Below are 14,887 nucleotides of genomic sequence, written 5' to 3' on the forward strand. Positions count from 1 at the left end.
GAACTCAGGGGCTCAGGACTCACCGCTGCCGACCGGCTCGGTCCGGGCCGTGCGGTCCTCGACGAGGCGTGCCAGTTCCTTGCGGTCCACCTTGCCGTTGCGGCTCAGGGGGAGTACCTCGAGGACCACGCAGCGGCGCGGAATCTTGAACTCCTCCAACTCGTCCCGCATGCGCCCGAGTACCTCGTCGGAGGCGAGATCCGTGACCACGGCCAGCAGGGCCGGCTTCTTCTCACGCGGAGGCAGAACGGCGGCCGATACGACCTCGGGGATGCGGTGGGCCGCGGCCTCGACCTCGGTGGCGCTGACGCGGAAGCCGCGCTCCTTGTAGAGATCGTCCCGCCGGCCGGAGAAGTAGAGGTAGCCCTCGTCGTCCAGCCAGCCGTAGTCGCCGGTGCGCAGTTCGGGAAAGAGGCCGTCGCGGCGCGGGAACCTCTCCGCGTTGAGTTCGGGGCGCCGCCAGTAGCCGGACATCACATGCGGTCCGCGCACCGTGATCTCCCCGATCTCGCCGCACGGCAAGGGGTCCCCCGCGTCGTCGACCACGACGACCTCGGTGCCGGGCAGCGGCAGTCCGCAGGATCCGGGGCGGTCGAGGTCCCCGTCCGGGGGCATGATCGTCGCCCGCTTGCATTCGGTGAGGCCGAACATGACCTGACCGCGCAGACCGGGTATCGCCGTGCGCAACGCATTGAGCGTCTCCGTCGACAGGGCCGCACCGGTGTTGGTGATCAGGCGCAGGGCCGGGCGGCGGGAGGCCCGCTTGACGAGCCAGGCCAACGACTCCGCGACGGACGGAACCGCGGGCAGCACCGTCGCACCGCTGTCAAGCAGGTTGCGCAGGAGGGCCGGGCCGGCCTCGGCCGCACCGCCGAGGACCACGTGGGCTCCACTGAGGGCCCCGAGGAACAGCTGGTAGAGGCCGTAGTCGAAGGAGAGCGGCAGCGGGCAGTAGACGACGTCGTCGGGGCGGTACTCGAGGACCTGTTGGATGGCCTGGGCGGCGAACAGCACCTGCTGGTGGGTGCTCACCACCGCCTTGGGCATCGACGTGGTGCCCGACGTGTAGATGAGGGAGACCGGGTCCACGGCCAGCGGGGCGCCGGCCTTGTTCTCCGGCGCCTCGTTCTCCGGCACCTCGAAGACCTCGTCGCCGCCGAAGGCGACCGTGGTGGCGTCCGCCGCGGAGACGGCGGTGATGCTCCGCCCGCGGGCGATGTCGAGAACCGCCGCGTCGGCGCCCACGACGAGGGCCGGCTCGCAGTCGTCGAGCACGTGCTCAAGCGGGGTGCCTACGACTTGCTCGTGCAGCACCGTGTAGAGGGCGCCGATCCGCGAAGCGGCGTAGACCAGAGCCGGCGTGAGGGGGCCGGAGGGAAGGGAGATGACGATCCGGTGGCCGCGCGCGACCCCTCGGGAACGCAGCCAGGCGGCGAGGTTCAGGCTCGCGCGCCGCAGTTCGCCGTAGGTCACGGTCACATCGAGACGCGTGACGGCGGGGCGGTCGGGTGACTCCCCGGCCGTCGCGTCCAACAGGTCGTGGAGCAGGGCGGGTTGAGACATCGTGGTCAGGTCCTCAGCAGATGCGGGTGGTCAGGGGCTGGGGATCGCGCCCAGCTGGGAGAGGAGGCCGAGGCCGTCGGAGAGCACCCAGTACTCGGCCAGCCGATCGTCCTCGAGGCGGACGATGGACATGCCCGTGTAGCGCACGGGGGTGCCGACCGCGACGGTGGCGGTGGGTGCGCCGCCCGCGTACCTGCCGGTGACGGTGTACCCGCCGGACACGTAGTCGCCGTCGCGCAGCGGGCCCGGGTCCGTGGTGAAGCGGACGTCGTCGAGCAAGGTCCGTACGGAACGGACCCAGTCGAGGAGCCCGTCCCTGGTGGTGATCCGGTTGGAGTCGGGGAAACCGAGATAGCGGGCGAGTTCGGCGCTGTGGACGACGAAGTCGTCGGCGATGAAGGCGGGGGTGTCCGCGAAGTCGACCTCACCGTTCCACAGGTCGACGAACCGTTCGAAGAGGATCTTCCCGAGGTCCGTCTCCTGGCCGTCGAGGGCGCTCATGCCGCCGCCTCCTTCTGGGACACGGACTCCGTGGCGGGCGCGGTCTGGGCCGCGGTCACCCGGACCCCGACGAGCAGCGGCAGGACCGCCAGGGCGCAGACACCGCAGATCACTCCGATCACGCCGAAGGAGACGCTGTTCTGCAGGAGGGTGGCCGCGAGGCTGGTGGCCAGCATCATCCCGGCGTACTGTGCGGAGCCGTTCAGCGCAAGGGCGGTGCCGCGCATCTCCGGCCGCAGCTCGCTGACCAGGGCGTTGAGGGCCGGCTGGCCGACGCCGACGGCGGTGCCCCACAGGATGAAGGCGACCAGGACGACAGCGAGGCGATCGCCGATCAGCGGTACGGCGGTGACTCCGGCGGCCGCCACCAGTGCTGCCACGACGAGGACTCGACGCTTGCCCAGGCGGTCGGCGATCCGGCCGCCGAGGAGGGCGCCGGCCATGCTGCCCGCCCCGGATCCCATGATCGCGAACCCGGTCTGTGCCTCGTTGAAGTCGAAGCGCTCGGCGAAGAAGACGCCGATGTTGGAGAACATCCCGTACAGGGCCGCGCTCCACAGCAGGGTCGAGCCGAGGACGCACAGCAGCGCGGGCGTGGTGACGGCGCGGCGGATCATGCCGAAGTAGGCCGCCATCGGGCTGCCGGAGGCGCGCTCCTCCGGGGCCTTCGGCGCGGCGGCCGGCAGGAGCAGCAGGACCGTCACGTAGACCACGGCGGCGACGACCGCCACCGCGACGAAGGCCGCGCGCCAGTCCAGCAGGTAGGCAAGGGAGGAACCGAGCGGAACACCGAGCACCGTGGAGCTGAGCAGACCGGCCACGACGATGCCCATGACCTTGCCGCGCCGCTCGAACGGGAAGTTCTCGGCGATCAGGGCGTACACACTCGGCATGATCATGGCGGAGCCGAGGCCGGCCAGGGCCCGGGTGGCGAGGATGAAGGTGAAGTCGCTGCCGAGGCCGGTCAGGACGTTGGCGACGGCGAACACGACCAGACCGGTGCACAGGATCCGGCGGCGTCCGATCCGGTCGGACATGGCTCCGCACAGCGGTGCCACCACAGCGAACAGCAGTGCGTAGGCGCTGACGAGCAGGCCACCGGAGCGCGCGGCGGTGTCGGTGTCGGAGGCGATCTCGGGGATCAGCGGGACGGTGATCATCGAGTCGAGCCCGACGAGGAACGCGCTGCACACAGCGATGGCCAGGACGCGTCCCGGCGTGGCTGTGCGGGCGGGGGCAGGGGTGGTCATCCGAGTTTCCCTCTGGTCGCTGCTGTAGAAGTTGATCAGGTGAGGACCGGCATGTGCTGTGCCGAGTCCGTGTGTGCCGAGTCCGTGCGTGCCGAGTCCGTGCGTGCCGAGTCCGTGCGTGCGGAGGCACGGCGGGCGGCAGCGGGGGGTACGACCGCGGTGCCGACGGCACGGCAGACCAGCACGGGCTCGGCCGGCGTTTCCGCCCGGGTGGCGCCGAGGTCGTACCGGGCCACGACGGTCTTGTACGCGGTGAACTCGACGGTTCTGCGCAGCCGGCTGCGGCTGCGCAGCCGGGCGGTGGCCTCGATGTAGTCGCCCGCGGACACCGGGGCGAGGAACTCGACCTTCTGGTATCCGGTGAGCAGTCCCTCGTCGCCGTCGGTCTTGATGGTGATCTCGGTGACGAGGTCGCCGAACATCTCCAACAGGCGGGCGCCGGACACCAATTCACCTCCGTAGTGCGCGTCCTGCGGGCCCATCCGCACCCGAAGAGTGGCCGTGATGTCCGCCGGGGCCTCGGGTGTTGGCGTTCCCTGCATGTCCCCTACCTGTTCGTAGCCGAGTGATTCCGTGCGCGGCGGTACCGGTGCCGTACCCCGCTCGGTGCACGGCGGGTGCGTGGCGTCGCTGTGGTCCGCTGCGACGGCCACAGCGACGACGCACGCCTCTTTGTGCGCGATGGACACCGTGATCGCGCCGAGCCCGAGCTCCTCCGCGTGGCGCGCGGCCGCGCCGGAGAGGCGGACGACCGGTGCTGAGCGGTCAGCACGCGCCACACAGACCTGAGCCGGGCGGATGCCTCTGCCGAAGCCCGTCCCCAGAACCTTCACGACCGCCTCCTTCGCGGCGAACCGGCCGGCCAGGAACTCCCGTTCCCGACTGGGCGAGAGCGTCGCCGCGTACTCCAGCTCCTCTTCGGCATAGGTGTGCCGACGAAACCATTCGCGGGTCGTGAGCCGGTCAAGTTCTGCTGGAGAAAGGACATCGACACCGATACGCATGCGGGCGCCCCGGGCTTCCGCTAGCCCGCGGTGCCGGTCGAGCGGAGCACCGCGAGGTGTCCGCTGCCGGACAACGGGTCCACGTCGCACAGCACCACGAGGCGGTGATCCCGCTGCCACTGCTGCCAGTGCCGGGCCAGGTCGAGCCAGACACTGGTGCAGTAGCTGCCGGGAGCGACGCGGTGCACGCGCGCCGCAGAGCCGAAGTCCTGCTCCTGGACCCACGGGCCGGTGACGAGCAGGGTGTCCGGTCCGCTGCCGGCGAGTTCGCGCAGCCGGGCGAGGGTCGCTTCGGCGTCGTCGAACGACTCGACCGCCTCGGCCTGGAGCCCTGCACCGTTCTTCAGGACCAACAGCACCCCGGTGTCCGTGAGTTCGCCGGAGTCGACGAGCGGGTGGGGAGTGGGCAGCGTCGTCTGCTCGAGCACGGCGAGCACGGCGTTCTCGGACCGGCCGCCGCGCTGGTAGGCGGAGATGATCCGCAGCGCGGTGAACGGCGCCGCGAGGCCCTGCTCGCTGACGGAGAAGCTGTGCGCCCCGCCGCCGAGCCGCATGTTGAGGTGTGAGGCGACGGCCGTGAACGGGTGGACGTCGGGCAGCGCGTGGGTGACGACGACCAAGTCGGCCGTGGCGCCGGTGAGTTCCTCGCTCTCCACGAGACGGTCCACGAGGTCCTTGTGGAACACGTTCCGGCCGCTGCGCAACCGCTGTTCGTCCACCGTGGAGCCGAACGGCTCGACCAGGTCGCGATAGAAGCCCAGTACGCCCGGGTCCTCGTGGAAGGGGCCGGCGTCCGGGGAGACGACGACGGACGATGCGAAGAGCGTGGTCACGTCGCTCACCGGCCCTGCAGCTGCGGCTCGGGGGCGACGCGCGCCAGGTAGGCGGTGAGCGTGCCGACGGACTGGAAGTCCTCCATGTCGAGGTTCTCCGGGTCGATGACGATCCCGAGGCTGTCCTCGAGGTGCATCAGCATCTCCATCACCGAGGTCGAGTCCAGATGGAGGTCCTCGAGGAGCCGGGCCTCCTCGGTCAGGCCGGTGATTTCGCGCTCTAGTACCTCACTGAGGGCGGCTTCCACCTGGGCGACGATGTGCTTGTCCATGGTCAGGCTCCTTGGTTCGAAAGGGAGTTGAGGGTCAGAAGGCCGGGTCAGAACGTGACGAGACGCTGCTTGCCGAGCAGGTCGTCGAGAGTGTCGCGGCGCCGCACCAGATGGGCGGTGCCGTCGTGGACCATGACCTCGGCGGGGAAGCCATGGCTGAGGAACAGGCCGGGCGAGGCCGAGGGCCCGTACGCGCCCGAGCGTTCGACCCCGATGAGGTCGCCCACGGCGACCTCGGGCAGCGCCACGCGCTTGCCGATCACGTCGTTGGGCGTGCACAGCGGCCCGGTGATCGTGTACGTGCGGTCCGGCTGCTCGGTGTACCGGGTCAGGGAGCGGATCGGGAAGTTGCGCTTCACGAAGCTGCCGACGCCGACGGCCGCCATGTGGTGGTTCGTACCACCGTCGGCGACGACGAACTGCTCCCCCATGGACTCCTTCACCTGCAGCGCGCGGGTGACATAGGTGCCGCAGGGGGCGGTGAGGTAGCGCCCGAGCTCGTTGATCAGGCGGCAGTCCGGGTGATCGCGGTGGAACTCCGTCACGGTCTCGTTGATGCCGGCGGTGAGCGCGTCCCGGTCGAGGGGGGACTCGTTGTCGAAGTACGGGATGCCGAAGCCGCCGCCGAAGTCCACCGTGCGCAGCTCGATCCCGGTCTCGGCGGACAGTTCCCGCGCTGTCGCGAGGATCTCGCGGGTGTTGTGGACCAGGTCCTCGTGGTGGAGGAAGCGCGTGCCCATGTAGGCGTGCAGCCCCATGACATCGACGTGGCGCAGGCTCTTCAACAGCTCCCGGGACCGGCGTACGTGAGCGACGTCGATGCCGAACTGGCGGGGCTTGCCGCCCATGGCAAGACCGGAGCCCTTGGTGTGGAAGTCGGGGTTGATCCGCAGCATCACCGGTGTCGGACCCTGGTTCGTCCGTGCCGCCAGGTCGTCGAGGGCCCGGAGTTCGTCGAGCGACTCGCAGACGATCGCGTGCAGACCGGCGCTCACGCAGGCCTCCAGCTCGGCCCGGGTCTTGCCCGGCCCGAGGAAGATCGTGTTCTGCGGTGCGACGCCGGCTCGCCGTGCCGTCTCCAGCTCGGCCAGCGAGGAGACCTCCGCGCCCGCGCCCAACGACCCGAGCAGGCCGATGACGCTGATGTTGGGGTTGGCCTTCAGGGACAGGAAGATGTCCACCGCGGGGTGCATCCGGTCCCGCAACCCTTGGTACGTGTCGCGCAGGACATCCGCGTCGTAGACGTACAGCGGTGTGCCGAACTCGGCGGCGAGGTCCGAGATCGGCAGACCCTGTATCCGGAACTCACCGGTGCTCATGCCGCCTCCTGTGCCACGCCGGAGGCGCGATGCGTGATGACCATGGCCGCGAACGTGGCGCCGAGGCCGACGGTCGCGAACACGTAGGTACGTCCGTGCCGCAGGGCGCCCGCGTCCCGCAGCGTCGTGTAGTTGAGGAACACGTCGGAGGCGAAGCAGTGGCTGTAGCGCCCGACGTTGTCGAGGAAGACGCGGGAGCGGTCGATACCCAGCTCGCCGATGGTCTGCCGCCAGGACTGCAGATTGACGTTGTGCGGGATGATCTGGTCGATGTCGTCCAGGGTCAGACCCGCCTGCTCGACGGCCTCGCGTACCACCTCGGCGAGCACCGGCGCGTAGACCGTGCTGACTTCAAGGGACTTCTCCTCGTCGAGGAGCATGGCCGCGCTGTACTCGCCCAGGGTGCGGGTGGCGTACGAGCGGACCGTGTCCCCGGCGCCGTCCAGGCCCACCAGGCAGGCGGCCCCGGCGTCGCCCATGATGGCGATGTCCGGGATCAGCTGGATCTGCGGGGAGAAGGCCTGCTCACCGGTGACCACCAGGGCACGGTCGCCCGGCCCGCCCTCCGCTCTGAGGAGTTCGGCCGCGGCGTCGACCGCGGCCATGCCGCTCGCGCAGTTCTGCTGGCTCACGGCGAAGGCCTCGGCGTGTTCGAGCCCGAGCCGGTTCCTGATCTCCCGGGCGGGGTCGATGTGGGCCGGGGCCACCGCTTGCGTGGTGTGGGAGTAGACGACGTACCGAATGCGGTCGCGGACCCCCGGCCCGTCCAGGATCCGGCGGGCCGCCGGCAACACCACGTCGTACAGGGAGAGTTCGGGATCGAACCGGATCTCCTGCAGACCGTGGATCCGGCGGAAGAGACGGACCTTGGTCGGACGCAGCCGCAGGCGCTCCGCGAGCTGCTCGATGGGCACGACTCGGTCGGGCACGAACGACTCCACGGCCTCGAGGGTCGTCACGGATGTCGTCATCGCCGGCACTCCAGGGTTCTCGGTCGGACAGGCTGCGGGGGACGGGGCACGTCGACGGCGTTCACCGGGTGTCTCCTCGTCGATGGGTCAGGGTCAGGGCGGTGAACGTCGCACCGGCGCCCACGCAGGCCATCAGGTAGTGCCGGCCCTCGACGAGCCGTCCGGCGTCGCGCAGTGACGCGTAGTTGACGAACGGGTCGGCGGCGAAGCAGTGGCTGTAGCGCGGGACGTTGTCCAGGAACACGCGGTTTTGGGAGATGCCCAGTTCGGCGACGGTGTTGCGCCAGGCCATCAGATTGACGTTGTGCGGGATGACCAGGTCGATGTCGGCGAGCGTGAGTCCGGCCTCGGCGACGGCCTGCCGCACCACGTCGGCGAGCGTGGGCGCGTAGGCCTTCCCGTACAGGGCGGCCTGCTCGGGGGACATGCCGACGAGCTGCGCGTACTCGCCCAGGGTGTGCGAGACGTACGAGCGCACGGTGTCGCCGGTGCCGCCCACCGAGACCAGGCAGGCCGCGGAGGCCTCGCCCATGATCGCCGTGTTGGGAACAGTCCGGATCAGGGGCGAGTGCGGCTTCTCCCCGGTCACCACCAGCACCCGGTCCGCGGCGTCGCCGTCGCGCAGCAGCTGCGCCGCGACATCGACGGCTCCCAGGCCCGACGCGCAGTTCTGCTGGCTGAGCGCGAAGGCCTCCGCGTGCCGCAGACCCAGCGCGTCGCGGATGCCGGCGGCGAGATCGGTGTCCGCGGGAGCGACCTCGTGGATGGCGTGCGCGTAGATCACCCAGCGGATGCGGCGCGGGTCCGGCGCCTGCTCGACCACCCGCCGGGCGGCCGGAAGGACCAGGTCGAACAGGGAGCTGTCCGGATCGTCGTGCAGCGTGTGCAGTCCGTGGACCTTGCGGAACAGGGACAGCTTGGGGCGGCTGAGCCCCAGCGGCTCGGCCAGTGCCTCAATGGTCAGCCGCCGGTCCGGCACATGGAACTCGACCCGTTCCAGGGTCCCGAGTGACGCGCTCATCGCGGGCTCCCCGCACCGCCGCGGCTCTCGTCCCGGGTGAGGACCGTGCTCAGCCAGTCGGTCAGCGCCCGCGCGGTCGTCGCCGAGTGCTCGGCCAGCATCGTGAAGTGGTCGCCCTGGGCCTCCACCGTGGTGTCCGCCAGGTCCCAGCGGGGCAGAGCATGCGCGCCGGACCGTTCCCGCGCCTGGACGAGCAGCGTGGGTACGCCGCTGCGCTGCGGCTCCCAGCCGTCGAAGACGCGGATGTAGCCGCCCATCGCGATGAGCCGGTCGTCGTCGAGGAGTTGGCTGTTCTGCTCCGTCAGCATCTGGTCGGCCACCATCGACAGGTCGTCGAGGTCCAGCGGACTGGCCAGAGTGTCGATCAGCACGACGGCGGCCGGGTCGATTCCCCGCTCCTGGAGGCGCCCGCTCACGGCATGGGCGATCCAGCCTCCGGTGGAGCGGCCGAGCAGGACCAGCGGCCTGCCCGCCGCTTCCCGTACCGCCCCGTCGGCCAGGGCGTCGACCAGGGCCGGCAGGGACGCGGGCAGCGCCTCGCCCCCGGTGAATCCGGGCAGCGGCGGGACGGAGACGGCACGCCCTTCGAGGTGCGGGAGCAACTGGTCGTACTCCTGCGGGCCGGAGATGGCGATCATCGACGGGAAGCAGACGACCGCGGGCTCGTCGGCCGGGCCGTCGGCCTTCGGGAAGGGTGCTGTCCGGTCCCCTTCCCCGAAGGCGGGACGGATCTGAGAGGCGGCGACCAGCAGGTCGACCGCGTGCCCCAGACGACCGTCCTCGTGCGCGGTGCGCAGCAGCTCGGTCAGGGCGCTGGGCGGGGCCGCGGCGGTCTCGCCCGGGGCGAGCGCCTCCAGCTGCTCGTGGATGTGCGAGGCCAGAGCCCCCACGCTCGGGCGGTCGAAGGCGATGGTCGCGGGCAGCTTCAGTCCCGTCTCCCGGTTCAGCACGGTGCGCAGTTCCATGGAGGTCAGCGAGTCCATGCCGAGGTCCCGGAAGGGGGTGTCGGGCTCGATGGCGTCGGCGCTGTCGTATCCGAGCACGGCCGCGACGACGTCCTCGACCGCGTCGACGACCGCTGCGCGGCGCCGCTCCTCGGGCAGGCTCGCCAGCTTCTCGTGCAGGGACGCGGTCCCGGTGCCTGCCGCGGAGGCGGCGGAGTCGGCGGCCGGACCCGCGCTGCCGGCGCGGCGCACAGCGGTGCGGACGAGCCCCCGCAGAACGGGCGCCAGGCCGTCGCCGAGTCCGCGCAACGCCTTGCGGTCGAGGCGTGCCGGGACCAGGACGGGTGCCGTACCCGCGACGGCGGCGTCGAACAGCGCCGTGCCGAGTTCGGGCGAGATCGGCAGAATGCCGGAGCGTTCCATCCGCTTCAGGTCCACGTCCCGCAGGGCGCCTGCCATGCCGCCGGTGGGCTCCCACACGCCCCAGGCCAGAGAGGTTGCCGGCAGCCCGCTGTGGGTGCGGTGTTGGGCGAGTGCGTCCAGGAAGGTGTTGCCCGATGCGTAGCTGGCCTGACCCGGGCTGCCGAGGACTCCGGCGATCGAGGAGAAGAGGACGAAGGCGCCGAGGTCCAGGTCCCGGGTGAGGTCGTGCAGGTGCCAGGCCGCGGACACCTTGGGGCCGAGCACCCGGTCGAGCCGCTCGGGGTTCAGCGACGTGAGGATGCCGTCGTCGAGTACGCCCGCGGTGTGGACCACCGCGCTCAGCGGATGTGCGTCCGGGACCGACGCGAGCAGCTCCGCCAGGGCCGCACGGTCGGTGACGTCGCAGGCGGCGACGGTCGCCTCGGCCCCGAACTCGGCGAGTTCGGCGACGAGTTCGGCCGCTCCCTCGGCCTGCGGGCCACGCCGGCTGACAAGCAGCAGGCGGCGTGCGCCATGCGCGGTCACCAGGTGACGGCCGAGCAGCGCGCCGAGTCCGCCGGTGCCGCCGGTCACCAGGACGGTGCCCTGCCACGCCGTGGCGGGGGCAGCGGCGACGGCCTCGGCCTGCGCCGCCTTCAGCCGCGGCACGAGCAACGCGCCTTCGCGCACGGCGAGTTGGGGTTCGTCACCGGCCACGGCGGCGAGGACGCTGTCTTCGGTGTCGTGGCCGGTGCCGGTGTCGGTGTCGACGAGCAGGAAGCGTTCGGGGTACTCGGACTGGGCCGAGCGCACCAGCCCCCACAACGGTGCCGCAGCGAGGTCGAGGACGTCCTCGTCGGGGCGGGTGCCGATCGCCCTGCGGGTGACGAACACCAGGCGGGACGGTGCTTCAGGGCCCTCGTCCAGCCACCTCTGGAGCAGGGCGAGCACCTCGTGGGTGGTGCGGCGGACCGCGGCGGGGATGTCGCCGGAGGCGTCCGGACGGCAGTGCACCACGCAGGTGCGCGCCGTCACCGGTCCCGCGGCCAGGGCGTCGAGCAGCGCCGCCGGGGAGGCGAAGCTCAGGACGTCCGCGGGCAGACCGCCGGGCATGGGCACGGGCGTCCATTCCGTACGGAACAGCGCGTCGCCGAAGACACGGCGGCCCGCGCCCAGTTGCTCCGGCGCGGCCGGCCGGGAGACGAAGGACTCCACCGACGCGACGGCGTCGCCCTCCTGGTCGGCGAGGGTCATCGTGACCGAGTCCGGGGTGTCGTAGCTGAACCGCACGCGCAGCGCGTCCGCGCCGACCGCGTGCAGGCTCACCCCGTTCCAGGAGAAGGGCAGCCGCCCCGAGGCGCCGTCGGTACGGATCTCCTCCCAGGCCAGGGCGTGCAGCGCCGCGTCGAACAGCGCGGGATGGAGGCCGAAGGAACCGGCCTGCTCCTGCTGCTCCGCGGGCAGGGCGACGTCCGCGAAGAGTTCGGTGTCGCTCCGCCACACGGCGCGCAGCGCTTGGAAGGCCGGACCATAGTCGAAGCCGGTGTCGGCGAGACGTTCGTACAGCCCCTCGAGGTCCACCTCCACGGCGTCCTGTGGGGGCCAGACCCGCAGGTCCTCCGGGGCACGGCCACTGCCCGGGGCGAGCCACCCGGAGGCGTGCCGCGTCCACTCGGTGCCTTCGGGGGCGTCGTCGGCGACAGAGTGCAGCGACACCGGCCGACGTCCCTCCTCCTCGGGGGCGCCGACGGACAGCTGCACACGGATGCCTGTGTGCTCGGGGAGCACCATCGGCGCCTCGAGGGTCAGCTCCTCCACGGTGCCGCAGCCGACGTGGGCCGCGGCCCGGGTGGCCAGTTCCAGCAGGGCCGTGCCGGGCACCAGAACCGTGTCGTGCACCACGTGGTCGGCGAGCCAGGGGTGGGACTGTCGGGAGAGCCGGCCGGAGAACACCACCGTGTCGCCCGCGGCGAGTTCGGTGACGGCCCCGAGCAGCGGGTGGTCCGCGGACTGCAGGCCGAGCGCGGTGACGTCACCGGCGTCCGCGGGCTCGTCGAGCCAGTAGCGCTGCCGCTGGAACGCGTACGTCGGCAGGTCGACGCGCTGTCCGCCGAGCCCGTCGAGCACCGCGGACCAGTCGGGGGAGACGCCGTTCACGTGCAGCTCGGCGAGCGTGTTCAGGACCGACTCGGGCTCGCTCCGGCCGCGCCGCAGCAGCGGCACGACGAGGGCCTGACGGTCGTCGCCCAGGCAGCCGCCGACCAGACCCGACAGGGTGCCGTCGGGGCCGATCTCCACGAACGTCCTGGCGCGCTCACCGTAGAGCGTCTCCACGGCGTCGCTGAAGCGCACCGGCTTGCGGACGTGTTCGACCCAGTAGCCGGGGCGGCACAGCTGCTCGGGGCCCGCGAGCTCACCGGTCACGTCGGAGACCAGGGGGATGGTCGGGGCGGTGAACGTCAGACCGGACACCACCTCGGCGAACTCGTCCAGCATCCCGTCCATGTGGGGTGAGTGGAACGCGTGGCTGACCGGCAGGCTCCGGGTCCTGCGGCCCTGTGCCCGGAAGCCGTCGGCGATCTCGTCCACCACGGCCGCGTCGCCGGACAGCACCACCGACCGGGGGCCGTTGAGCGCGGCCACGGAGGCCTGCTTCTCCCGCCCGTCGAGCGCGGCGAGCACCTCGGACTCGGTGGCCTCGATCGCGGTCATCGCGCCACCGCCGGGCAGCGCCTGCATGAGCCGGCCCCGGGCGACGACCAGCTTCGCCGCGTCGGCCAGGGACAGGACGCCCGCCACATGGGCGGCCGCGATCTCGCCGATGGAGTGCCCGGTGACGAAGTCGGGGCGCAGCCCCCACGCCTCGGCGAGCCGGAAGAGGGACACCTCGACGGCGAACAGCGCCGGCTGGGTGAACTCCGTGCGGTTGAGGGTCGCCTCGCCGGCGTCGTCGTCGGTGAAGAGGACCTTGGCCAGGGGCACGTCGAGGTGGGCGTCCAGGGCCTCGCACACCTCGTCGAAGGCCGCGGCGTACACGGGGTGGGTGTCGTAGAGCTCGCGGCCCATCCGCGGCCGCTGGCTTCCCTGCCCGGTGAACAGGAACGCGGTCCGGCCGTTGTTGCGGGTCGTGCCGCGTACCACGTGTCCGGCCGGGGTGCCGGCCGCGATGGCCTCGACGCCGCGCAGCAGCTCTTCGGTGTCGCTGCCGATGACGACCGCGCGATGTTCCATCGGGGTACGGGCCGTGGCCAGGGTGAGGGCCGCATGCGCAGGGTGTTCGGCGGCAAGGGCGGTGTGCAGCTTGCGCGCCTGGGCGGACAGGGCCTCGGCGGTGCCGCCCGAGATGATCCAGGGCAGGGGCGCGCCCTCGACGGGCGGGGCGGTGGGGGCCGCCTCGACGGGCGGTTCCTCGAGGATCACATGGGAGTTGGTCCCGCTGATGCCGAAGGAGGAGATGCCTGCCCGGCGCGGTCGCTCCCGGCGGGGCCACGGTGTCGGCTCGGTCAGGAGCCGCACGTCACCGGCCGACCAGTCGACGTGTGAGCTGGGAGCGTCGACGTGCAGCGTGCGGGGCAGCCGCTCGTGCTCCATCGCCTTGATCATCTTGATGATGCCGCCGATGCCGGCCGCGGACTGGGTGTGGCCCACGTTGGACTTCAGGGAGCCGAGCCACAGGGGGACGCCGTCACGGCCCTGCCCGTACGTGGCGATCAGCGCCTGTGCCTCGATGGGGTCGCCCAGTTTGGTGCCGGTTCCGTGCCCCTCGACGGCGTCCACGTCGGCGGGCGCCAGGGAGGCGGCGGCCAGCGCGTCGCGGATGAGCTTTTCCTGGGAGGGGCCGTGCGGGGCGGTGAGGCCGTTGCTGGCGCCGTCCTGGTTGACGGAGGAGCCGCGGACGACGGCGTGGATGCGGTGGCCGTTGCGGCGTGCGTCGGACAGCCGCTCCACCAGCAGGGTGCCGGCGCCCTCCGCCCAGGCGGTGCCGTCGGCTCCCTCGGCGTAGGACTTGGCCCGGCCGTCCGGGGCGAGCCCGCGCTGCCGGCTGAACTCGGTGAACGAGAACGACGTCGCCATCAGCATCACACCGCTGACCACGGCGAGCGAGCACTCCTGGCGCCGCAGGGCCTGACCGGCGAGGTGCAGGGCCACGAGCGAGGAGGAGCAGGCGGTGTTGACGGTGGCGGCCGGGCCGTCGAATCCGAAGGTGTACGAAATCCGGCCGGAGGCAACGCTGTTGGCGCTGCCGACCCCGAGATAGCCGTCGATGCCCTCGATCGGGGTCTTGAGGAACCGCAGCCCGTATTCGTCGGACATGATGCCGACGTACACGCCGGTGTCGCTGCCGCGCATGCTGTCGACGACGATCCCGGCGTCCTCGAACGCCTCCCAGGTCGTCTCCAGGAGGAGTCGCTGCTGGGGGTCGACGGTGAGCGCCTCGCGCGGGGACATGCCGAAGAAGGCGGGGTCGAACTCGGCGGCGTCGTGCAGGAATCCGCCGCGCCGCACGTAGGTCTTGCCGACCCGGGCCGGGTCGGGGTCGTAGATGCCGTCGAGGTCCCAGCCGCGGTCGGTGGGGAAGTCGGTGATGGCGTCGCGGCCTTCGTCCACCAGCTGCCACAGCTCGTCGGGGGTCGTCACGCCGCCGGGGAAACGGCAGCTCATGCCCACGATGGCGAGGGGTTCGGCGGCGCGGTCCTGCTCCTCGCGCAGTCGGGCCTGCGCGAGGTCGAGCTCGGCGGTGGTGCGCTTGAGATAGTCCAGGAGTCGTGCTTCGTCAGACATTCCGTTCTCGTCTTCGCTTGGCGCT

General features: G+C 71.6%; 10 protein-coding genes. All 10 read right to left on the bottom strand.

Translation table 11 applies throughout. The features are described from left to right. Positions 1-12: 12 nt before the first annotated feature. The 10 genes from QIS96_RS30895 to QIS96_RS30940 all read right to left on the bottom strand — a co-directional run bounded on the left by QIS96_RS30895 (position 13) and on the right by QIS96_RS30940 (position 14,862). Complete coding sequence (locus tag QIS96_RS30895) at positions 13-1,563, bottom strand: class I adenylate-forming enzyme family protein (protein ID WP_282546122.1); 1,551 nt, start codon at positions 1,561-1,563, stop codon at positions 13-15. Positions 1,564-1,593: 30 nt separating this feature from the next. Then, positions 1,594-2,064: an ester cyclase gene (locus QIS96_RS30900; protein ID WP_282546123.1), complete on the bottom strand. Its 471-nt coding sequence runs from the start codon at positions 2,062-2,064 to the stop codon at positions 1,594-1,596. Then, the gene (locus tag QIS96_RS30905) at positions 2,061-3,314 is read right to left on the bottom strand and encodes an MFS transporter (protein WP_282546124.1); all 1,254 of its coding nucleotides are present in this window, start codon (positions 3,312-3,314) and stop codon (positions 2,061-2,063) included. Before QIS96_RS30905 ends, QIS96_RS30900 begins: the two co-directional genes overlap by 4 nt. 35 nt (positions 3,315-3,349) lie before the next feature. Further along, positions 3,350-4,318, bottom strand: a complete 969-nt coding sequence (gene acpS / locus QIS96_RS37995; protein ID WP_282546125.1) for a holo-ACP synthase — start codon at positions 4,316-4,318, stop codon at positions 3,350-3,352. Between the two features lie 20 nt (positions 4,319-4,338). Next, positions 4,339-5,151: a hypothetical protein gene (locus QIS96_RS30915; protein ID WP_282546126.1), complete on the bottom strand. Its 813-nt coding sequence runs from the start codon at positions 5,149-5,151 to the stop codon at positions 4,339-4,341. A gap of 5 nt (positions 5,152-5,156) precedes the next feature. Next, on the bottom strand, positions 5,157-5,423 hold the full coding sequence (locus QIS96_RS30920) for an acyl carrier protein (RefSeq protein ID WP_282546127.1): 267 nt from the start codon (positions 5,421-5,423) through the stop codon (positions 5,157-5,159). A 47-nt stretch (positions 5,424-5,470) separates the two neighbouring features. Next, complete coding sequence (locus QIS96_RS30925) at positions 5,471-6,742, bottom strand: type III PLP-dependent enzyme (RefSeq protein WP_282546128.1); 1,272 nt, start codon at positions 6,740-6,742, stop codon at positions 5,471-5,473. Further along, positions 6,739-7,713 (bottom strand): ketoacyl-ACP synthase III family protein, encoded by a 975-nt coding sequence (locus tag QIS96_RS30930; RefSeq protein WP_282546129.1) that lies wholly within the window; start codon positions 7,711-7,713, stop codon positions 6,739-6,741. The genes QIS96_RS30925 and QIS96_RS30930 overlap by 4 nt, the downstream gene beginning before the upstream one ends. A 61-nt stretch (positions 7,714-7,774) precedes the next feature. Further along, positions 7,775-8,734, bottom strand: a complete 960-nt coding sequence (locus tag QIS96_RS30935; protein ID WP_282546130.1) for a 3-oxoacyl-ACP synthase III family protein — start codon at positions 8,732-8,734, stop codon at positions 7,775-7,777. Continuing rightward, on the bottom strand, positions 8,731-14,862 hold the full coding sequence (locus QIS96_RS30940; RefSeq protein ID WP_282546131.1) for a type I polyketide synthase: 6,132 nt from the start codon (positions 14,860-14,862) through the stop codon (positions 8,731-8,733). The genes QIS96_RS30935 and QIS96_RS30940 overlap by 4 nt, the downstream gene beginning before the upstream one ends. Between the last annotated feature and the right edge of the window lie 25 nt (positions 14,863-14,887).

Source organism: Streptomyces cavernicola, from assembly GCF_029968035.1.
Taxonomy (GTDB): Bacteria; Actinomycetota; Actinomycetes; order Streptomycetales; family Streptomycetaceae; genus Streptomyces; species Streptomyces cavernicola.

Coding starts and splice junctions, on each gene's coding strand:
- QIS96_RS30905 (WP_282546124.1), bottom strand. CDS start 3,314: ATGACCACCCCTGCCCCCGCCCGCACAGCCACGCCGGGACGCGTCCTG.
- acpS (WP_282546125.1), bottom strand. CDS start 4,318: ATGCGTATCGGTGTCGATGTCCTTTCTCCAGCAGAACTTGACCGGCTC.
- QIS96_RS30900 (WP_282546123.1), bottom strand. CDS start 2,064: ATGAGCGCCCTCGACGGCCAGGAGACGGACCTCGGGAAGATCCTCTTC.
- QIS96_RS30920 (WP_282546127.1), bottom strand. CDS start 5,423: ATGGACAAGCACATCGTCGCCCAGGTGGAAGCCGCCCTCAGTGAGGTA.
- QIS96_RS30935 (WP_282546130.1), bottom strand. CDS start 8,734: ATGAGCGCGTCACTCGGGACCCTGGAACGGGTCGAGTTCCATGTGCCG.
- QIS96_RS30930 (WP_282546129.1), bottom strand. CDS start 7,713: ATGACGACATCCGTGACGACCCTCGAGGCCGTGGAGTCGTTCGTGCCC.
- QIS96_RS30925 (WP_282546128.1), bottom strand. CDS start 6,742: ATGAGCACCGGTGAGTTCCGGATACAGGGTCTGCCGATCTCGGACCTC.
- QIS96_RS30940 (WP_282546131.1), bottom strand. CDS start 14,862: ATGTCTGACGAAGCACGACTCCTGGACTATCTCAAGCGCACCACCGCC.
- QIS96_RS30895 (WP_282546122.1), bottom strand. CDS start 1,563: ATGTCTCAACCCGCCCTGCTCCACGACCTGTTGGACGCGACGGCCGGG.